Annotated in this window: 20 protein-coding genes; 14 read left to right on the top strand and 6 right to left on the bottom strand. The window is 72.7% G+C overall.

Translation table 11 applies throughout. The annotated features are described in order from the left end of the window. Window positions 1–8: 8 nt before the first annotated feature. Complete coding sequence (locus tag ACH34S_RS19805) at window positions 9–1,451, bottom strand: trypsin-like peptidase domain-containing protein (protein WP_395954159.1); 1,443 nt, start codon at window positions 1,449–1,451, stop codon at window positions 9–11. A gap of 102 nt (window positions 1,452–1,553) precedes the next feature. Here ACH34S_RS19805 and ACH34S_RS19810 point away from each other — a divergent pair, with 102 nt between their 5' ends. After that, window positions 1,554–2,342: an SAM-dependent methyltransferase gene (locus ACH34S_RS19810; protein WP_395954160.1), complete on the top strand. Its 789-nt coding sequence runs from the start codon at window positions 1,554–1,556 to the stop codon at window positions 2,340–2,342. A 33-nt stretch (window positions 2,343–2,375) separates the two neighbouring features. Here ACH34S_RS19810 and ACH34S_RS19815 read toward each other — a convergent pair whose 3' ends face one another. Further along, window positions 2,376–3,359 (bottom strand): ArsR/SmtB family transcription factor, encoded by a 984-nt coding sequence (locus ACH34S_RS19815; protein WP_395954161.1) that lies wholly within the window; start codon window positions 3,357–3,359, stop codon window positions 2,376–2,378. 59 nt (window positions 3,360–3,418) lie between these two features. Between ACH34S_RS19815 and ACH34S_RS19820 the strand changes: the two genes are divergently transcribed. Further along, window positions 3,419–4,609 (top strand): MFS transporter, encoded by a 1,191-nt coding sequence (locus tag ACH34S_RS19820; protein WP_395954162.1) that lies wholly within the window; start codon window positions 3,419–3,421, stop codon window positions 4,607–4,609. 267 nt (window positions 4,610–4,876) lie between these two features. Then, complete coding sequence (locus ACH34S_RS19825) at window positions 4,877–5,377, top strand: lytic polysaccharide monooxygenase auxiliary activity family 9 protein (RefSeq protein ID WP_395954163.1); 501 nt, start codon at window positions 4,877–4,879, stop codon at window positions 5,375–5,377. 138 nt (window positions 5,378–5,515) lie between these two features. On the opposite strand, the gene ACH34S_RS19830 is transcribed toward ACH34S_RS19825, so the two are convergent. The 3 genes from ACH34S_RS19830 to ACH34S_RS19840 are packed head-to-tail and all read right to left on the bottom strand — an operon-like array spanning window position 5,516 to window position 7,830. Then, window positions 5,516–6,019 (bottom strand): GNAT family N-acetyltransferase, encoded by a 504-nt coding sequence (locus tag ACH34S_RS19830; RefSeq protein WP_395954164.1) that lies wholly within the window; start codon window positions 6,017–6,019, stop codon window positions 5,516–5,518. Window positions 6,020–6,046: 27 nt separating this feature from the next. Beyond that, window positions 6,047–7,150: a sensor histidine kinase gene (locus ACH34S_RS19835; RefSeq protein WP_395954165.1), complete on the bottom strand. Its 1,104-nt coding sequence runs from the start codon at window positions 7,148–7,150 to the stop codon at window positions 6,047–6,049. Window positions 7,151–7,167: 17 nt separating this feature from the next. Then, window positions 7,168–7,830 carry a response regulator transcription factor gene (locus tag ACH34S_RS19840; RefSeq protein ID WP_395954166.1) on the bottom strand — a complete coding sequence of 221 codons (663 nt, stop codon included), beginning with the start codon at window positions 7,828–7,830 and terminating at the stop codon, window positions 7,168–7,170. Between the two features lie 148 nt (window positions 7,831–7,978). Between ACH34S_RS19840 and ACH34S_RS19845 the strand changes: the two genes are divergently transcribed. Genes ACH34S_RS19845 through ACH34S_RS19855 form a run of 3 tightly spaced genes read left to right on the top strand, consistent with a single transcriptional unit; the run spans window position 7,979 to window position 11,096 of the window. Beyond that, complete coding sequence (locus ACH34S_RS19845) at window positions 7,979–8,920, top strand: ATP-binding cassette domain-containing protein (RefSeq protein WP_395954167.1); 942 nt, start codon at window positions 7,979–7,981, stop codon at window positions 8,918–8,920. Beyond that, window positions 8,917–10,410 (top strand): ABC transporter permease subunit, encoded by a 1,494-nt coding sequence (locus ACH34S_RS19850; protein WP_395954168.1) that lies wholly within the window; start codon window positions 8,917–8,919, stop codon window positions 10,408–10,410. Before ACH34S_RS19845 ends, ACH34S_RS19850 begins: the two co-directional genes overlap by 4 nt. Continuing rightward, complete coding sequence (locus ACH34S_RS19855) at window positions 10,407–11,096, top strand: ABC transporter permease (protein WP_395954169.1); 690 nt, start codon at window positions 10,407–10,409, stop codon at window positions 11,094–11,096. The genes ACH34S_RS19850 and ACH34S_RS19855 overlap by 4 nt, the downstream gene beginning before the upstream one ends. Here ACH34S_RS19855 and ACH34S_RS19860 read toward each other — a convergent pair. Then, complete coding sequence (locus ACH34S_RS19860; protein WP_395954170.1) at window positions 11,093–12,271, bottom strand: 4-hydroxybenzoate 3-monooxygenase; 1,179 nt, start codon at window positions 12,269–12,271, stop codon at window positions 11,093–11,095. The genes ACH34S_RS19855 and ACH34S_RS19860 overlap by 4 nt on opposite strands. Window positions 12,272–12,447: 176 nt before the next feature. Between ACH34S_RS19860 and ACH34S_RS19865 the strand changes: the two genes are divergently transcribed. The 8 genes from ACH34S_RS19865 to ACH34S_RS19900 all read left to right on the top strand — a co-directional run bounded on the left by ACH34S_RS19865 (window position 12,448) and on the right by ACH34S_RS19900 (window position 19,815). Next, entirely contained in the window at window positions 12,448–13,074 is a 627-nt protein-coding gene (locus ACH34S_RS19865) for a TetR/AcrR family transcriptional regulator (RefSeq protein ID WP_395954171.1), read from the top strand. Between the two features lie 206 nt (window positions 13,075–13,280). After that, entirely contained in the window at window positions 13,281–14,402 is a 1,122-nt protein-coding gene (locus ACH34S_RS19870) for an alpha/beta hydrolase (RefSeq protein ID WP_395954172.1), read from the top strand. Then, window positions 14,399–14,932: a DoxX family protein gene (locus ACH34S_RS19875; protein WP_395954173.1), complete on the top strand. Its 534-nt coding sequence runs from the start codon at window positions 14,399–14,401 to the stop codon at window positions 14,930–14,932. Before ACH34S_RS19870 ends, ACH34S_RS19875 begins: the two co-directional genes overlap by 4 nt. 33 nt (window positions 14,933–14,965) lie before the next feature. Further along, window positions 14,966–16,222 (top strand): ABC transporter substrate-binding protein, encoded by a 1,257-nt coding sequence (locus ACH34S_RS19880; RefSeq protein ID WP_395954174.1) that lies wholly within the window; start codon window positions 14,966–14,968, stop codon window positions 16,220–16,222. A gap of 18 nt (window positions 16,223–16,240) precedes the next feature. Next, the gene (locus tag ACH34S_RS19885; RefSeq protein ID WP_395954175.1) at window positions 16,241–17,116 is read left to right on the top strand and encodes a branched-chain amino acid ABC transporter permease; all 876 of its coding nucleotides are present in this window, start codon (window positions 16,241–16,243) and stop codon (window positions 17,114–17,116) included. Beyond that, window positions 17,116–18,231: a branched-chain amino acid ABC transporter permease gene (locus tag ACH34S_RS19890; protein ID WP_395954176.1), complete on the top strand. Its 1,116-nt coding sequence runs from the start codon at window positions 17,116–17,118 to the stop codon at window positions 18,229–18,231. The genes ACH34S_RS19885 and ACH34S_RS19890 overlap by 1 nt, the downstream gene beginning before the upstream one ends. Next, window positions 18,224–19,033, top strand: coding sequence for an ABC transporter ATP-binding protein (locus tag ACH34S_RS19895; protein ID WP_395954177.1), 810 nt, complete (start codon window positions 18,224–18,226; stop codon window positions 19,031–19,033). The genes ACH34S_RS19890 and ACH34S_RS19895 overlap by 8 nt, the downstream gene beginning before the upstream one ends. Then, on the top strand, window positions 19,030–19,815 hold the full coding sequence (locus ACH34S_RS19900) for an ABC transporter ATP-binding protein (RefSeq protein ID WP_395954178.1): 786 nt from the start codon (window positions 19,030–19,032) through the stop codon (window positions 19,813–19,815). The genes ACH34S_RS19895 and ACH34S_RS19900 overlap by 4 nt, the downstream gene beginning before the upstream one ends.

Genomic DNA, 19,815 nt, shown 5'->3' on the forward strand with positions numbered 1-19,815 from the left:
TCCGTGCGCTAAGCCGGGTTCAGGTCGACGGTCTTCGGCGGGGTGGCGTTGCCCGCGAGGTCGTACCCGATCGCGCAGTACCGCCACGCCTGCGTCTTGGCGAGGAACGCGGGGAATCGCCGGTACGGCCGGTAGTCCGCCGGGTCGGCGCAGTCGATCTCGGCGGGGGCGCCGTACTTGATGTCGTAGTGCACGATCTCGAAGATCTGGAAGATCGGCTCCACGGCCCACTGGGTGTCGAGATCGCGGGCGCTCACCACCGGCTCGACCGCCGGCGGGGTGTCGTCGACCTGCACCGTCGTGAACGAGGCGAACCGGGCCGGCACCCACTCCGAGCCCTGGCCGCTCACCACGCACAGGACGTAGAAGTCCTCGTCCGGCGGCAGCGGGTCGTCGATCACCGGGCGGTCCTTGATGGCGAACGGGCGGCCGTAGCCCGCCGGGTTCCGGCAGTCGGTCCGGCCGAGCGGGCCGGTCTTGATCCGCGCGTGCGTCCCGCCCCTGGCGTCGAGCGCGGCGTCCCAGCGGGCGTCCTTCGACCGGACGGCGACCCGCGTGTCCGACGGCGCCGCGCCGTCCCCCGGGTCCAGCCGGCAGGCGAGGTCGTCGAGCGGGCAACCCGCCAGCGGTGCCACGCCGATGGCGTACGAGGTGCCGGGACGCAGCACCGCGCCGGCGGGGCCGATCTCGCAGGGCCGTCCGAGCTTGCACACCCCCGACACGCCGGTCTCGACGGTCGTGTTGAGCACCGCCACGACCCGCCGCCCGTCCCGCCGGACGACCAGCCCGCCGGACGAGCCGCCCGCGACGCCCGCGCAGTCGTTGGGGGAGGCCCCGTGCCAGATCCAGGGCGACTCGGCCACGTCGGTACGCGCGCCGCTCCGGCATCGCGAACGGCGGAGGAACTGCTGGTCCTGCGGCAGGCCGTCCACGGGCGCGTGCACCACCTCGATGGCCGCGCCTTCCGGCGGGGGCGCCGCCGAGAGGTCCAGCGGGCGGACGTCGATCGCGGCCAGATCCCCGTAGCTCGCGGCCAGTTCCACGACGGCCAGATCGACGCCCTTCATGGAGGCGTACTGGATCGAGGCGACCGGGAACGCACGGTGCCGGTCGATGGTGTCGACGAAGTACGCCGGGGTGAACGTCCAGCCGGCGGGCGCGTCCACGCCGGTGCGGACGTCGTTGGCCGCGAACCGTCCGACGCAGTGCCCGGCCGTGAGGACGAGCGCGCGGTCCCGCGGATCCGGTGGGCGGGCCGGTGAGATCACCGTCGCCGTGCACTGGCTCGACGCCTTCAGCCGCCCGACCGGCCGGAAGCGCTCCGCCCCCGGATCGGTGGACCGTAACAGCGGGGCTTCGCGCTCCGCGGGCGCGGCCACCGCCGGACCACCCGGCACCACACCGATCGCGAGGGCGGTCATCACCATGATCCGAAGGAGTCGTCCGCGCATGCCGTCATCCCGCCCTTGATCGACTTCGCCGACAGACTAAACCTTCCGCGCCGAATGGGTAGGCCCCTAAGTAGGAGGACGACCTACCGGGGACGATTGATCATGGAGCCGAAGGACAAGATCGACACCACCGTGCCGCACTCGGCGCGCATCTGGAACTTCCTGCTGGGCGGTACCGACAACTTCCCGGTGGACCGGCGGGCCGGTGAGCAGGTCATCGCGGGGTTCCGGGGCATGGTCGACATGGCCCAGCAGTCCCGGCAGATGCTGCGCAGGGTGGTGCGGTACCTGGTGAGCGAGGCGGGCATCGAGCAGTTCCTGGACATCGGCACCGGCCTGCCCACCGTGGACAACACCCACGAGGTGGCCCAGCGGCTGGCCCCGCGGGCCCGGATCGTCTACGTCGACAACGACCCCCTCGTCCTGACGCACGCCAAGGCGCTGCTGACCAGCACCCCCGAGGGCGTCACCGACTACATCGAGGCGGACGTGCACGACCCCGACGCCATCCTGGCCGCGGCCGCCCGCACCCTCGACTTCGACAAGCCGGTCGGGCTCATGCTGATGGGCATCCTCGGCCTGGTCGGCGACTTCGACGAGGCGCGGGCGATCGTGGCGCGGCTCATGGCGGCGCTGCCGTCCGGCAGCTACCTCGCCGTCTACGACGGCACCGACCGCGACCCGGCCTACACCCGGGCGATCGCCGCCTACAACGCGGGCAGCGGCGGCGTGGCCTACCACCCCCGCAGCCCGGAGCTGATCGTCCGCTACTTCGACGGGCTGGAGCTGGTCGCGCCCGGCGTCGTCCCGGTGACGGAGTGGCGGCCCGACCCCGGGCACGAGGACGTCCCCGAGGTGTCGTGCTCCGGTGGCGTCGCGCGCAAGCCCTGAGGCGGGCCAAGCCCTGGCGCCGAACCCCCGACGTCACGCTCGCTGCGCCGACACGAGGGTGTCCCCGGCCTCCGTCCGGTAGTAGAGGACGGACCGTCCCGCCCGGCGCCGGTCGATCAGGCGGGCATCGAGCAGCACCCTGAGGTGGCGGCCGACGGAGCCGAGCCCCTGGCCGGTCAGCGCGACCAGCTGGGTGGTGCTCAGCGGCGTCGCGAGCAGGACGAGAACGCTCGCCCGCGCCGCGCCGAGCAGCCGTCCGAGCGCCTCGGGCACGGCGCCGGCGTCGTCCGCGCCGGCCAGCGGGCCCGCGCACGGATAGACGATCATGTACCGGTCGGGGTCCGGCTCCTCCCAGGCCACCCAGCCCTTGCGCGGGGTGACGGGGACGAACAGCAGCCGCGCGCCGGAGATGTCGCGCGGCGGGAAGTCGTGCACGTTGATCTGCAGGCGGCCGTCGCCGAGCCAGCGCATCCCGGGGCGCATGTCGTCCAGCGCGGCGGCCCACCCGCCCCGGCTCAGCTGCCCGGCCCGCGCGACCGCGTCGGCCTCGATGACACGCCGGCGGCGGTCCCAGTCCGGCTCGACGGTGTGCGTCCACACCCATTCCAGCAGGCCGGCGAGCCGCCCGGCCGCGTCGGGCACGCGCAGCCCGGCGGGCAGCGGGCGCCCGAGCGAGACCTCCAGGTCGGCGTGCGCCCGCTCGGGCGGCGTCCGGCGGACGGTCGCGAGCTCCTCGTGGAACGCCGGCGAGCCGACGCCCGGATGCGGCGGCGTGAGGAAGTCGGCGGTCCATTTGGTCGTGACGCCGAGGGCGGCGTCCAGCAGCGCGGCCGTGACCGGCTCCCGCTGGAGCAGCCGCCGGTACGCGGGCCGATGGGCGTCGAGCCATGCCCGCTCACCCGGGTGCGCGGCGGTGCCCGACTCCAGGAGGCGCAGGGACGCGATGGTCTCCGCCAGCGCCGAGACCACGAACCGGCCGCCCGCGAGGGTGTCCGCGTTGATCAGCCACCAGCCCATGTTTCGCCTCCACGCGAAACATTACCGGCGCCGGCCCGGATTTCCGGAGCCTTGGGATCATGCGCACGTATGGGGATCTGTTCCGCGCCCCCGAGTACACGCCGCTCTTCGCCACGGTCACGATCCACATGGCCGCCTCCGCGGTCAGTGCCCTGGCCCTCGGGACGCTGGTGTACGACTCGACCCGGTCCCCGCTGCTGTCGGCGCTGAGCATGTTCGGCGGCTCGTTCGCCCAGATGGCCGGGGCGCTGACCCTCCTGTCGGCCGCCGACCGCCTCCCGCCGAGGACGGCGCTGGCCTGCACGGCCCTGATCTTCGGCGCGGGCACGGCCGCGCTCGCGATCCCGGGCCTGCCGGTGGCGGCGCTGTTCGCCCTCGTGCTCGGCCTGGGCCTGGTCGCCTCGCTCGGCGGCGGGGTCCGCTTCGGCCTGCTGAGCGAGATCCTCCCGGAGGACGGCTACCTCCTCGGGCGGTCGGTCCTGAACATGGCCGCGGGGACCATGCAGATCTGCGGCTTCGCCGCCGGCGGCGTCCTGGTGGTAGCGCTCTCGCCCCGGGGCGCCCTGCTCACCGCCGCCGCGCTCTACGTCCTCACCGCCGTGACGGCGCTCGCCGGGCTGAGCCGCCGCCCGCCCCGCGCCACCGGCCGCCCGTCCCTCGCCCAGACGTGGCGCACCAACGCGCACCTGCTCTCCTCGGCGCCGCGCCGCTGCACCTACCTGGCGATGTGGGTGCCGAACGGGCTGATCGTCGGCTGCGAGGCCCTCTTCGTCTCCTACGCGCCCCATGACGCCGGGCTGCTGCTCGCCGTCGCGGCCGTCGGGATGCTGATCGGCGACACGGCGGCGGGCCGGTTCGTCCCGCCCCGCCTGCGGGAACGGCTGGGGCCTTCGCTGCGCCTCCTGCTGGCCGTGCCGTACCTGCTGTTCGCCGCCGACCCGCCGCTCCCGCTCGGCGCGGCTGCCGTCCTCCTCGCCTCCGTCGGCTACGCCGCGACGCTCCTGCTGCAGGAACGCCTCATGGCCTTGACGCCGGTCTCGATGCACGGCCACGCGCTGGGGCTGCAGGCGTCCGGCATGCTCACCATGCAGGGCGTCGGCGCGGCCCTCGCGGGCGGCGCGGCGCAGGTGACCTCCCCGTCGACCGCGATGGCGATCATGGCCGCCGCCTCGGTGGCCGTCACCCTCGCGCTGGCCCCCGGCCTGCGGCCGCTCCCCGGCGGGACGGAGCTCCGCGAGTCACCGCTCTAGGCAGAAGCTGCCCACCGGTTGCCCGAAAGTCGGGAGAATCTGACGATTCTTCGCCGGCCGCCGAAGTGGTTCGGCCGCTGGCCTGCGGGGGTATGGCGCGTGCCAATCCGCGCTCAGCAGCAAAGCCTTGCCGCTTATCGGACGGCCGGTTAACGTTCAACTACCCAATAGGAAATTTCCTATTGATGGAGTCGTCATGCCTCGCTCCCCTCCAAATGGCCACGACGAAAACATCATCACCCACCCCCAAAAGCAAGGACCCCCCGCATGAAATCAAGGCGCAAGCTCGCCGCCGTCGCGGCAGGCGTGACAATCGCACCCCTCGTCGCCGTCGTACTGCCCGCCGCCTCCGCCTACGCGCACGGCTACGTCTCCTCGCCGGCGAGCCGGCAGGCCCAGTGCGCGCAGCGAACCGTCCAGTGCGGACAGATCCAATGGGAGCCGCAGAGCGTCGAAGGGCCGAAGGGCCTGCAAAGCTGCAGCGGCGGAAACGCGCGGTTCTCCGATCTCGACGACGACAGCAAGCCGTGGCGCGCCGCCTCGGTCGGCAACTCGGTGACCTTCAACTGGACGTTCACCGCCAGGCACGCCACCCGGGACTACGAGTACTTCATCAACGGCAGGAGCCTCGGGAAGTTCAGCGCGCAAAGCTCCTCCCACACCGTCAATCTCGGTGGCGTGAGCGGCCGGCAGAAGGTGCTGGCGGTCTGGAACATCGCCGATACCGGCAACGCGTTCTACGCCTGTGTCGATCTGCAGGTCGGGTAAGTACCGGACCATCTGAATTCCCGAAGGAAATGACGGGACACCCGGTGTCCTGACCCTCTCGGCCCGGTGCTGCTCGCGATGGGCGTCGCGACGGGCGTGCCGACCCGGCGCGAACGGCACCGAGCCGAGGCCGCGCGATCAGCGAATCCGTTTGGTGAAGATGATGCTCTGCCGCCGGTATCCCATCCGGCGCTCATAGAACGGAACCGACACCGGGCTGTCGGCATAGGTGTCCAGGGTGATGAGGTGCGCCTCTCGCGCATCGGCCCATTCCTCCACCGCCGCCATCAGCCCCGCCCCGGCCCCCGACCGCCAGTGCCGGCGCTGCACGGCAAGCGAGTTGACGAACACGCGGGGCACCGCGACCTCCCGGAGCACCTGACGGTCCGCGTCCTCGTGCGGTCGCAGGAACTTCGCGGCGACGAAGCCGATCGCGTCCCCGCCGAGATCGGCCACCCGGACGAACCTGTCGTGCCCGCCGGTCAGCAGCCCGCTCTCCAGCCACGCCTCGAGGCCGTCGCGGCGCGGGGCCTGGAACGACTCAGGATCGATCTCCTGGTAGTACTCGGCGAAATCGCACCACGCCACCGCGATCCCCGCACCGTCGCCGGGCTCCGGCGGGCGGATCCCTAACTCGATCATGAGGCCATTCTCCTTCGGTGGCGCGCGTCATGAACCGTCCCGTGCGAACCGGACGGTGATGGACAGGCCCCCTTCGGGACGCGCGGTGGTCGTGAGCGCGGCGTGGTGGGCCTGGGCGACGGCGTTGACGATGGCGAGGCCGATGCCGTAGCCGTCGCGGCGCCCGTCACGGCCGGGAGCCAATCTCTGGAAGGGCTGGAAGAGGCGCTCGACCTGGTCGCCGGGGATGACCGGCCCGGTGTTGGTGACCGTCAGGATCGCCTCCGTCTCCGAAGCTCGCGTGGTGACCTGGACGTGCCCGTCGGTGCGGTTGTGGCGGACGGCGTTGTCGACGAGGTTCGCGACGAGGCTTTCGAGCAGCCCCGGATCCCCGGCCGTCACCGCGGGCGCGAGCCGCTCGGCCAGGTCGATGCCCTTGTCCGCGGCATGGTCGCGGCGGGACGCGAGCACCCCTTCGGCGACGCGGGCCAGGTCGACGCTCTCCCGGCAGGTGACGCCGCGTTCGCTGGTGGCCAGGGCGAGCAGCGCCTGGACGAGCCGCTCCTGATGCCCGCCGAGCGCGAGGGCCTCCTGGCACGCCGAACGCAGGGTCTCGGCGTCGGCGGCGGGGTCGGCGAGGGCGACTTCGAGAAGCGTGCGCAGGCCGGCGAGAGGCGTGCGCAGCTCGTGGGAGGCGTTGGCGACGAAGTGGCGCTGGGCGTCGAAGGACGCCTGGAGGCGGCCGAACAGGTCGTCGAGGGTGTGACCGAGCCGCCTCAGCTCGTCCGTGGGTTCGCCGAGGTCGAGGCGCCGGTGGAGGTCCCCGGCGGAGATGCTCCGCGCGGTGGCGGTGATGGAGCGCAGCGGGCGCAGGAACCGGCCCGCGACGAACCAGCCGAGCGCCAGCGCCACGGGAACCAGGACGACCAGGGCGGCCACGGAACCCGTGAGGAGCCGGGCCAGACCGACCCCGGGCCCCTCGCCGGTGGTCACGCCCGACGGTGGCCCGCCCTTGGGGGAGCCCGCGTCGACGCTGGCGAGCGGCACCGCGACGACGACGAGCACGAGCACCCCGGCGGCGTAGATGCCCGCGGCGTAGCCGAGCGCGAGCCGCGCCTGCAGCGACCGCCGGGCGGGCCGCGGGAACGCCATGACGGGCCCCTGTGCCGTCATGACGGGCCGAGCCGGTAGCCGCCCTCGCGGACGGTCTCGATCACGGGCGGGTCGCCGAGCTTGGCCCGCAGCCGGTGCACGGTGTGCTTGACGGCGCTGGTGAACGGGTCGGCGGCCGCGTCCCAGGCGCGCTCCAGCAGCTCCTCCGCGGACACGACCAGGCCCGGCGCGGTCAGCAGGCATTCGAGCACGGCGAACTCCCGCGGGCTCAGCTCCAGGCGCCGCCCGGCCCGGAACGCGGTGCGGCGGGCCGGATCGAGGGTGATGTCCCCGGACGCCAGGGTCGGCGGCACCGCCGGCGCGGCGCGGCGGGCCAGGGCGCGGACGCGGGCGACCAGCTCGGCGAACGCGAACGGCTTGGGCAGGTAGTCGTCGGCGCCGAGGCCGAGCCCGTCCACCCGGTCCTGGATCGTGCCGGACGCGGTGAGCATCAGCACCCGGGTCTCGCGGCGGTCGTGCGCGAGCCGCCGGCAGATCTCGTCGCCGTGGACGCCGGGCAGGTCGCGGTCGAGGATCACCACGTCGTAGCGGGTGACGGCGAGGCGGTCGAGGGCGTCGGTCCCGTCCAGGACGACGTCGACGGCCATGCCCTCGCGGCGCAGCCCCGTCCCGACGGAGCGGGCCAGGACCTCGAAGTCCTCGACGACCAGCACCCTCACCGGTGCTCACCACGGCTGATTGCTGCCATGCCGACAACGATGCCAGGCGCGAGGTCGCAACCGGGTCGCAGCCGCCGCGACCGGGACGGAACCGGCCCCCGCGTACAACCATCGCCATGAGCCGAATTCCAATGCCGGGGCCGCCGCGATGAGCGCCCCGGGGATCGTCGTCGCCGGGCTGCGCAAGCGGTACGGGCCCGTCCTGGCGCTCGACGGCATGTCCTTCACCGTCCGCCCGGGTGCGGTGACCGGGTTCGTGGGGCCGAACGGGGCGGGCAAGTCCACCACGATGCGGGTGATCCTGGGCCTGGACGCCGTCGACGCGGGCACGGCCCTCATCGGCGGGAGGCCGTACCGCGCCCTCCGGCGCCCGCTGAACCACATCGGGTCGCTGCTGGACGCGGCGGCGCTGCACCCCGCCCGCACCGGACGCGGCCACCTCCTCTGGCTGGCGCATTCGCAGGGCCTGACCGCGCGGCAGGTGGACCGCGTCATCGACCTGGTCGGGCTCGGCCCGGTGGCCAGGCGCAGGGCCGGCGGCTACTCGCTCGGCATGCGCCAGCGGCTCGGCATCGCCGGGGCCCTGCTCGGCGATCCGCCGATCGTCATGCTCGACGAGCCGTTCAACGGCATGGACCCGGACGGCATCGTCTGGATGCGCGGATTCCTGCGCTCGCTGGCCGCCCAGGGCCGTGCCGTGCTGGTCTCCAGCCACCTGATGAGCGAGATGCAGGGCACGGCGGACCATCTCGTCGTGGCCGGACGCGGCAGGGCCATCGCCGACGCGGGCGTGGCCGACCTGATCGCGGCCGCGTCCGAGAACCGGGTGACCGTGCGGACCCCGGCCTGGACGCACGCGGCGAAGGTCCTGGTGCGAGCGGGCGCGTCCGTGGCGGCGCCCGGCCGCGACACCGGCACCCTCATCGTCACCGGCCTGCCCGCCGACCGCATCGTGATGCTGCTCGGCCAGAGCGGGCTGCCGTTCTCCGAGGTGTCGGCGCACCGCGCCACCCTGGAGGACGTCTACCTGGAACTCACCCGCGAGGCCGTCGAGTTCCGCGCCGCGGCGCCCACGGAGGCGGCACGATGACGTCTCCGCCGGACGGCTTCCCGCAGGTGCTGCACGCGGAGTGGACCAAGTTCCGGACGGTCCGCGGCTGGGTGACCGGCGTGATCGCGGCGGCGCTGCTGGTGGTCCTGTTCGCGCTGCTCGCCGGGATCAGCAGCGACCAGAAGGGCGCACCGCCCGTCCCGACCGCACCCGGCGGCGAACCGGTCACCGACAGCTTCTACCTGGTGCACCGGCCGCTGACCGGGGACGGCGCCATCACGGTCTCGGTCTCCGCGCTCACGAGCGCCATCCCCACCGGCCCCGGCGAGCTGCGGCCCGGCACCGTGCCGTGGGCGAAGGCCGGGCTCATCATCAAGGACGGCACCCGCCAGGGATCGCCCTACGCCGCGATCATGGTCACCGGCGGCCACGGCGTGCGGATGCAGCACGGCTACGTCCACGACACCGCCGGCCTCCCCGGGCCCGTCTCCGCCGCGTCCCCCCGCTGGCTGCGGCTGGAGCGCACGGGCGACACGATCACCGGCCACGCGTCCGCCGACGGCGCCCGCTGGACCAGGGTGGGCGCCGTGCGCGTGCGCGGGCTCGGGCCGGCCGCGCAGGCCGGGCCGTTCGTCGCGTCCCCGCCGTCCGTGCACGGCATGAGCACGCGCGGCACCGTCTCCACCGCCGTCTTCGGGGACCTCCGCGTCCAGGGGAGCCGGGACGGCGGCTGGACGGGCACCCAGCTCGGCCCCGAATCGCCCACCTTCGCCGGCTACCCGCAGAACACCGCGGGCTCGTTCACGGCGTCCGGCGGCCGTCTCACCGTGACCGGTGCCGGGGACATCGCGCCCGCCGTCCGCGAGACCCTGCCGGCCGGCGGCACCGTGGGGGAGATCCTCACCGGCACGTTCGCCGCACTGATCGCGGTGATCGTCGTGGCAGCGCTGTTCATCACCACCGAGTACCGGACGAGCCTGATCCGCCTCACCCTCACCACCGCCCCCGGACGCGTCCGGGTGCTGCTGGCCAAGGCGATCGTGCTCGGAGCCGTCACCTTCGGCGCCGGGCTGGCGGGGGCGGCCGCCGCGATCCCGCTCGGCGAGCGGCTCGCCCGCGCCAACGGCGTGTTCATCTTCCCGGTGGCGTTCTCGACCGATCTGCGCGTGGCGCTCGGGGTCGGGGCGCTGCTCGCCGCCGCCTCGATCCTGGCCCTCGCCGCCGGGACCATCCTCCGGCACGGCGCGGGCGCGGTCACCGCCGTCATCGTCGCCGTCGTGCTGCCCCACATCATGACGGCGATCCCGTTCATGCCGGCGAGCGTGTCGAACCGGCTGGCCCGGGTGACGCCTGCGGCGGCGTTCGCCGTCCAGCAGACGCTCGTGGAGCATCACCAGGTCGCGAGCATCTACAAGCCGTCCAACGGCTACTACCCGCTGGCGCCGTGGGCCGGGCTCGCCGTCCTGGCCGGTTACGCGGCGGTGAGCCTGGCGGTCGCGGCCGTCCTGCTCCGCAGGAGGGACGCGTGACATCGGCCCTCCACGCGGAATGGACGAAGCTGCGGACCGTCCCCGCCCCCTTGTGGCTGCTGCTCGGCGCCATCGCGGCGACGGTGGCCCTCAGCGCGGCGGTGACGGCGGTGGCGACCTGCGCGTCCGCGGTGTGCGGCGGTGACCCGGTCGGGCTCAGCCTCGCCGGCGTCCAGCTGGGGCAGGCGCCGGTCGCGGTCCTGGGCGTCCTGGTCATCGGCGGCGAGTACGGCACGGGCATGATCACCACCACGCTGGCGGCGACGCCGCACCGGAGCACCGTGCTCGCGGCCAAGGCCGTCACCCTCACCGGCGCCGTGACCGTGGCCGGGACCGTCGCGGTCCTCGGATCGCTGCTGGCCGGACGGCTCATCCTGCCCGAACCGCTGCCTCTGGCCGACGGCCCGGCTCTGCGCGCCGCCGCCGGATCGATCGTCCACCTGGTCCTGATCGCCCTGCTGAGCCTGGGTGTCGCGGCCGTCCTGCGGGACGCCGCGACCGGGACCGGGACCGTTCTCGGCCTGCTCTACGTCTTCCCCCTCCTCGCGCAGGTGATCGGCGATCCGCAGTGGCAGCGGCTGCTCCAGCGGATCGGTCCCGCGAGCGCCGGTCTCGGCGTGACCGCCGGATGGGCCGCCGCTGCGCTCGTGGCCGCCGCCCTGCTCCTGCGGATCCGCGACGCCTAGCCGCCCGCCAGGAGGTCCGCGAACGCTTGCCCCGCGGGGGCGGAGGTGAACAGCCGGTCGAGGCGCGCCCTGGCCAGCTGGCGTCGGAACGTTCCCGCGAGCGTGGCGTCACCGGACTCGTGCATCAGCTCTGTCAGCCAGCGGGAGAACTCCTGCTGGTTCCAGACCCGCCGGAGACAGGTGGCGGAGTACGCGGCGAGCGGCTCCTCGTCACCGTCGAGGACGGCCGCGCGCAGCGCGCGGGCGAGCACGTCGGCGTCGGCGATCGCGAGGTTCATCCCCTTGCCGCCCATGGGGGTGATGATGTGCGCGGCGTCCCCGACGAGGAAGAGCCTCCCGTACCGCATCGGGTCGACGACGAAGCTGCGCATCTCCACCACGCTCTTGTCGACGATCGGCCCGGCGGGCAGGGACTCGTCGCCGAGGCGGAGCCGCGCCTGCCTCCAGATCCGCTCGTCGGTCCAGTCGGCCGGCACGTCGTCCGGGGCGCATTCGAGGTAGAGGCGGCAGGCGCCCGGCCCGCGCGGGAACTGCGCGGCGAAGCCGTGCGTGCTGATCGCGAACAGCGGGAGGCGCGGGGGCGGGACGTCGGCGAGGACGGTGAACCAGCCGATGCCGTGGTCGTAGGTGTAGGTGGTCATCTCCCGCGGGGGAACGGCGGTGCGCGTGACGCCGTGGTGGCCGTCGCATCCCGCGACGTAGTCGCAGGTGATCTCGCGAGCGGTCCCTTCCGCATCGCGATAGGTGACCACGGGAGTGGAATCGGGGGCGGCGAGGTCGTGCAGGGTCACCTGGTCCGCGCCGAACCGCAGGTCGCCGCCGCCTTTCAGGAAGGCGGCCATGAGGCGTGCGATGAGCATCTGCTGGGGGATGGCGCGGCCCGTCCGGCCGCCGGACAGGGCGCGAATGTCCAGGACGTGCGGTTCCCCGTCGACGCGGATCTCCAGCGCGCGGTCTTCGGGCACTCCGGTCAGCAGGGTCTCCGCGACCCCCCACTCCTCGAAGATCCGCCTGCTGGCGTAGTCGAGCACGCCCGCCCGCTGGCGCTGCTCCACGTAGGAGCGGCTCTGCCGCTCCAGCACCACGCAGCCGACCCCGGCTAACTGGAGCAGGTTGGCCAGGGTCAGTCCCGCGGGTCCGGCTCCGATGACGACGACCCTGCTGCTCTCGCGCATGGTCGAGTTGTACCCCACCGAGCCCCGCCGACATGGCCAAACGCGGCCACGGGCATACCTCATATGATGCTAACCTCAGATTCATATCAGCGGTGCCCGACGCCCCCGGCGGGCCGTGCGGCGCGTTCGGCGGCGCAGTGCGCTCCAGCGGGAGAAACCCGATGTTAGGTTCAGGTGTGGAGAAGGCTCAGACCCCCCGTCCGACGCAGCGCGGACGCAAGACCCTCGCCGCCATCGAGGCGGCCGCGCGCCGGATCATCGCCCGCAAGGGCTTCCTCGCGATGACGGTCGCCGACATCGCGCAGGAGGCCGGACGCTCGCCCGCCTCCTTCTACAACTACTACGACTCCAAGGAAGACCTCCTCGCCCACTGGGCGGACGACTTCCGCAAGGAGGCCAAGGCGCGGGCGGTCGTCGCCTACAAGCACGGGGTCCCGCACCGCGAGCGCGTCATGGAGTCGGCACGCGCCCACTGGGAGACCTATGGCGAACGGCTCGCCGAGATGGTGGGCGTCTTCCAGCTAGCCATGATCAACGAGGAGTTCGCGGGGCACTGGCGGGAGCTGTGCGACGACGCCGTGCAGGGCATCGCCGAAAGCGTCCGGCGGGCCCAGCGGGAGGGGTACTGCCCCGGCGCCGATCCGGAGCTCACGGCCAGGGCCATCGTCGCGATGCTCAACCAGTTCTGCTACGACCTCCTCGCCGGGGCGGGCCAGGACACCGAGATCGACGACGAGGACGCCGTCCGCACACTCGGCGAGATGTGGTACCGCGCGATCTACTGGCGCGCCGACCCCGCCTGACCCCCGGCTCCGCCACCCTCACCGGCTCCAGCGCCTTCCCCTTCACCGGTTCGCCGACGGCCAGGTCGAGCACGACCTGAGCCGTCGCTTTCGCATGCCCGCGCGCATGCCCCGGCGGTGAATCTGCCCAGATCAACGTATGGACATCCCCCAACCCCGCGGTTAAGGTACGAATCCGACGTCAGGTTTACATTGGGAGGAACGCCATGGCGGTGGAGCGACTCTTCGTCGGGCTCACCTCTCCGACGGCGGCACGGGCCGGCGCCGGGGGACACCCGTGCCAGGGGCTGTACCACCGCCCGGCGGGCCGGGCGCCGAAGACCGCGCTGATCGCGACGCACTACTCGGTCGACTTCGCCGAGCACTACCTCGCGGACTTCGTCGCCGAGCGCGGCCTGGGCTTTCTGGGGTGGAACACGCGCTTCAGGGGCGCCGAGAGCCACTTCCTGCTCGACCACGCCCTCGTCGACATCGGCCAGGGCGTGCGGTGGCTGCGGGAGGAGGCGGGCGTCGAGCGGGTCGTCCTGCTGGGCAACTCGGGCGGCGGGTCGCTGATGGCCGCCTACCAGTCGCAGGCCAGGGAACCCAACGTCACGCCCCTCGACGGCATGCGGCCCGCGCGCGGCGTGCGGGAGCTTCCGGCGGCCGACGCCTACATCTCGACGGCCGCGCACCTCGGCCGTCCCGAAGTGCTCACGGCCTGGATGGACCCGTCGGTCGTGGACGAGTCCGACCCGGTCTCGACCGACCCCGAACTCAGCCTCTTCGACCCCGCGAACCCGGCGCCCTACTCGGAGGAGTTCCTCGTCCGCTACCGCGAGGCCCAGACGCGGCGCAACCACCGCATCACCCGCTGGGTGAAGGACGAGATGCGCCGCCTCAGCGACGCCGGGTTCGGCGACCGCCTGTTCAACGTCCACCGCACCTGGGCCGACCCGCGCATGGTGGACGCCACGCTGGAGCCCACCCGCCGCCCGCCCAACTCCTGCTACGCCGGTGAACCGGCCCGGGCCAACGCCTCCGTCTTCGGCATCGCCGGCACCTGCACCCTGCGGACCTGGCTCTCCCTCTGGAGCCTGGAGGACTCCCAGACCCGCGCGACGCCGCACCTCGCGCGCATCAAGGAGCCCGCGCTCGTGGTGAACGCGGACATGGACACCGGCGTGTTCCCCAGCGACGCCGCCGCGATCCTGCAAGCGCTCGGCTCCGCCGACAAGGAATCCCACGTCATCGCAGGCGACCACTACTTCCGCAGGGACGGCGGCGACGCCGCGCGGGCCGAGCTCGCCGACCTGATCGTCGCCTGGATCTCGGCGCGGCTCGCATGACCGGCACGTCGGCCGACATCGGGCTGCTCGCACTGCGGACGGTCTTCGGCCTCTACCTCGCGGGCCACGGGCTGAAGAAGTTCGGCCTGCTGGACGGGCCCGGCATCGCCCAGACCGCGGCCGTGTTCGAGAAGGGCGGGTTCCGTCCGGGACGTCCCATGGCGGCCCTGGCCGGAGCCCTCGAGGTGGCCGGAGGGCTCGCGCTGGTCGCCGGGCTCGCCACCCCGGCCGCCGCCGCGACCGTCGTCGGCGTGATGCTCGTCGCCGCCTCGCTCCACGTCCCCAACGGCCTGTGGGAGAGCGGCAAGGGCGTCGAGCTGCCCGCGCTCTTCGCGGCCGCCGCCCTCACCCTCCTCTACACCGGACCCGGCCGCATCTCGCTCGACCATCCCGCCGGAATCGACGATCTCGCCGGCCTGCCCGAATCGACCCTCCTGCTCGCCGTGGTCGCCGTCGCGGTCACGGCCACGCTCATACGCCGCCGATCACATCTGCGAGCCGCGGCTTCGCACCCTCAGGAACAGCAGTAACCGAGCCTTTCAGCGGATGACGAGGTACCCCCTGTGAAAACACGACTCGCCTGCCTCTCCCTGGTGGTCACCGCCGCGCTCGCGGGCGCCTGTGCCACCCCCGGAGCGTCCACCAGCAAGGACGGCGTCAAGGTCGACGCCGGAGTCACCGAAGACGAGATCAAGATCGGCCTGTTCAACGGCTACACCGGCCCCGTCGCCGCGGGAGCGATCGCGGGCGCCGCCGGGTTCGACGCGCGGCTGGCGAAGGCCAACGCGGCCGGGGGAGTGTGCGGCCGCCGGCTCAAGTCCGTGCGGGCCGACACCAAGTACGACCCGGCCGTGGCGGTGCAGGCCTACCGCGCGAACGTGAAGGACATCGTCATGATCGGGCAGCTGCTCGGCGCGACGAGCATCTACGGGCTGAGCCAGCAGATCGCCCGCGACGACATCGCGACCCTCGCCGCGACGAGCGCCGCCGAGGTGATCAAGCTGGAGAACGTCTACCTGTTCACCACCCCCTTCCCGATGTACGTCATCAACGGGCTCGACTGGGCGAAGCAGAAGCAGGCGGGCTCGGACGGCAAGCTCAAGGTCGGCGTCATCTACCAGGACGACGAGTTCGGCCGGGAGGGGCAGCGGGCCGTCCGGTACGCCGAGGCCAACGACCCCGCCATCGAGGTCGTCGCCGAGGCCGGTTACGACGTGAAGGCCGAGGACCTCACCGCCCAGGTCCTGAAGATGAAGAAGGCCGGCGCGGAGACCGTCTGGATCCACGGCATCGCCTCGAAGACCGGGCCGATCCTCAGCCAGGCGTCCCAGCTCGACTACTCGCCCCAGTGGCTCACCGTCGACTCCGGCTACGAGACCGCGATGGCGAAGCAGCTCGGCCGCCTCGTCGGCAAGCTGCACGTGGTGACCAGCAGCGTCCTCTACACCGAGAACGTCCCGGCGATGGCCGAGGTGAAGCAGAACGTCGAGAAGGTCGCGCCCGGCACCAAGCCCGACCAGCTCGTCATCGCGGGCTGGGTGGACGCGTCCGTCGCCGTGGCCGCGCTGGAGAAGGCGTGCAAGGAGAAGGACCTCACCCAGAAGGGCGTGGTGGCTGCCATGGCCGGGCTCAACGTCTCGACCAACGGGCTGAGCCCCGACCTCAAGTACGGGTCGGGCGACGCCGACACCCGGATCCCCTCGCGGCAGACCCGGATGAACAAGATCGACCCCAAGACCGGGGTTCCGGTGCCCGTCACCGGCTTCGGCGCGACCGACCTGGCCATGAAGTGGCGGCTCGCCGACGGCTCCAAGAGCTGACGGGCCGGCGAGGCGAACATGGACAACTTCCTCCAGCTGAGCTTCCAGGGCATGGCCCTGGGCTGCATCTACGCGCTCATCGGCCTGGGTTTCGTCATGGTGTTCAAGAGCTCGGGCGTGTTCAACTTCGCGCACCCGGTGTTCGTGATGATCAGCGCCTACATCGTCGCGGCGCTCGTCCCGTACGGGTTCGGGTGGGGCGTCCTGGTCGCGCTGGTGTGCATGGTGGCGCTCGCGATCGTGTGCGAGAAGGTCATCCTGCGCCGCCTGGCGGGCCGCTCCCTCTACGTCGTGATCATGGCGACGCTCGGCCTGTCGGTGATGGGGCAGGCGTTCGTGGCGATGGCGTGGGGCGTCAACCCGCGCGGGTCCACCGAGGGCCCGATGGGACGGGACGTGCTGCGCGTCGGCGGCGTCGCGCTCTCCTGGACGGGCGTCTGGATCATCAGCGTCTCGCTCGTCCTGCTGGCCGCGCTCTGGCTGTTCTTCCAGAAGACCCGGCACGGCCTCGCCCTGCGGGCGGCCGCCGACCACCATGAGGCCGCCCTGGCGCAGGGGATCAACATGCGCTGGGTCCAGACCGTGTCCTGGGGCATCGCCGGGGTGCTGGCGGTCGCCGGCGGGGTCTTCCTTGGAGCGTTCCCGCGCCGGGTGTCCCCGGACATGGTCGACACCGCCCTCGGCGCCCTGCCCGCGCTCGTGATCGGCGGGTTCAACTCGCTGGCGGGCGCGGTCGTCGGCGGCATGGGCGTCGGGCTGATGCTCGTGCTCGGCTCCGGCTACCTGGCCGAGTACGGCGGCGTGCACGTCGTCCTGCCGTACGTGGCGATGCTGCTGGTGCTGACGCTGCGGCCGTCCGGGCTCTTCGGGCACCACGAGGCGGAGCGCATCTGATGGCCTCCACCGTGAAGACCGCGAAGACCCGTGCCAGCGCGGACGTCGCGGCGGCGCCGGCGGGCGGTCCGCAGCGTGGCTGGACGTCCCGCACCGCGCGCATCGTGACGGTGGTCGTGCTGCTGGCCGTCCCGCTGTTCTCCACGCCGCAGTGGCAGGCGATCGCGGTGTTCTCGGCGATCTCCGCGATCGCCGCGCTCGGCCTCCACGTGCTGACCGGGCTGGCCGGGCAGGTCTCGCTCGGGCACTCCGCGTTCGTCGCGGTCGGCGGCTACACCGCCATCTGGCTGGGCGCCGACCAGGGGCTGCCCATCTGGGTGTGGCTGCCGGCGGCGGGCCTGGTCAGCGCGGCGGTCGGGCTGCTCGTCGTCCCGTTCGCCGCCCGGCTGCGCGGGCTCTACCTCGCGGTCGTCACGCTCGCGGTCCTGTTCGTCGCGGAGTGGCTGTGGGACGTCTGGGACGGCCTCACCGGCGGCTCCAAGGGACGGCCCGCGCAGTCCGTCGAGCTCTTCGGCCACGACCTGCTCGACGACGTGATCGCCGGCCCGTTCATGCTGACCGGCGACCAGCAGTTCTTCTACCTCGCGTGCGCGGTCCTCGCGGTGGCCGCCGTCGCGGCCCGCAACCTCAGCCGCACCCGGCCGGGCCGCGCCTTCGCGGCGATCCGCGACCGGGACCTCACCGCCGGGGTCGTCGGCGTCCCCGTCGCCCGGATGAAGAGCGCGGCGTTCGGCGTCGCCGCCGCGTACGCGGGCCTCGCGGGCGCGCTGCTCGTCTCGTACCAGACCTACGCCGTCCCCGACCAGTGGGACCTGATGATGTCGGTCGAGCTCCTCGCGATCATCATCATCGGCGGGGTCGGGTCGCTGCGCGGCGCCATCGCGGGCGCGGTGTTCGTCACCGCGATCCCGCAGGTGGTGACGCTGCTGGCGGGCGTCGTCCCGGGGATCAGCACGACGCCGTCGGCGGGCGGCGGCGTGTCGGTCGACGTCCTCGCGAACTGCCTCTACGGCCTCGCGATCGTGGCGGTGCTGGTCTTCGAGCCGCGGGGACTCGCCGGGATCTCCGAACGGGTGCTCAACGCGGCCGGACGGAAGGGGCGGTCACATGCCTGAGAAGCCCGCGAAGAAGTCGGCGGCGAGCCTGGCCGTCGAGGACCTCACCGTCGGCTACCGGACGGGCGGCGTCGTCCTCGAAGACGTCTCCCTTGAGGTGCCCGCCGGGAAGATCGTTGCGCTGGTCGGGCCGAACGGCGCCGGGAAGACCTCGCTGCTGCGCGCGGTCTCCGGCCTCCTCAAGGCCCACCAGGGCGTGATCCACCAGGGGCGGGTCAGCCTCGACGGGGACGCGATCACCGGGGCGGACGCGTCCGCCGTCGTCCGGCGCGGGGTGGCGCAGGTGCTCGAAGGGCGCCAGGTGTTCCCGAACCTCACCGTCCGCGAGAACCTCCTGACCGGCGCGCACACCCTGCGCCGCGACGACGCCCGCCGCGAGGCGACCTACGAGGAGATCCTCGACCTGTTCCCGGTGCTGCGGCAGCGGCTCGGGCAACGGGCGGGCTTCCTGTCCGGCGGCGAGCAGCAGATGCTCGCGATCGGCCGGGCGCTGATGACCCAGCCGCGGCTGCTCGTCCTGGACGAGCCGAGCCTCGGGCTCGCGCCCCGCATCGTGGAGGAGATCCGCGACGTCGTCCGGGCGATCAACGCCAAGGGCACGACCGTCCTGCTGGTCGAGCAGAACGCGCTGCTGGCGTTCGAGGTCGCCGAGTACGGCTACGTGCTGGAGGGCGGCCGCATCGCCGGCGGCGGGCCCGCCGCCGAACTCGCGGGCGACGAGCGGGTCGCGCACTACTACCTCGGCGGGCAGAACGTGAGCGGCCGCCGCGCCCGGCGGACGGCGGAAAGGGCCGGCCGATGACGGCGACCACGGTTCTCGAACTCGAAGACGTCACCCTCAATTTCAGCGGGGTCAGGTCTCTCGACGGCGTCTCGCTGGAGATCAGGGAAGGGGAGACGTTCGGGATCATCGGTCCCAACGGCGCGGGGAAATCCTCGCTCTTCAACTGCGTTTCGGGCGTGTACCGCCCCCAGCAGGGGTCGATCCGCCATCGCGGCCGGGAAATCCGCGGCGCGCGTCCCGATCGGATCAATGCGCGGGGGATCGGGCGGACGTTCCAGAACGTCGAGTCCTTTCCCACCATGACCGTCCTGGAGAGCGTCCTGCTCGGACGCATCGGCAAGCAGCGCGCGGGAGTCCTGCGCGGCATGCTCTGGTACGGATGGGCCGCGCGCGAGGAGCGCGAGAGCAGGGCCAAGGCCGAGGAGGTCCTGGAGATGTTCGGGCTCGGCGCGCTCCGCGACACGCGGATGGGCGAGCTTCCCGGCGGAACCCAGCGCCAGGTCGAACTGTGCAGAGCCTTGGCGGCCGAGCCCGATGTCCTGCTGTTGGATGAGCCCGTCGCCGGAATGACGCACGACGAGGTCGAGTCCATGGTCGACGCCATTCTCGACGCCGGCGAGCGGCTCGGCCTCACCGTCGTGCTGATCGAGCACAACATGGGCGTGGTGATGGACATCTGCGACCGGATCGCCGTGCTCGACTTCGGCCGGCTCGTCGCGGTCGGCACGCCCGCCGAGATAGGCGCCAATCCCGAAGTCCTGGCCGCATATCTGGGCAGCGCCCAAGCCGAATCCGCGTGA

The organism is Actinomadura sp. 3N508 (assembly GCF_044326375.1).
Lineage (GTDB): Bacteria > Actinomycetota > Actinomycetes > Streptosporangiales > Streptosporangiaceae > Spirillospora.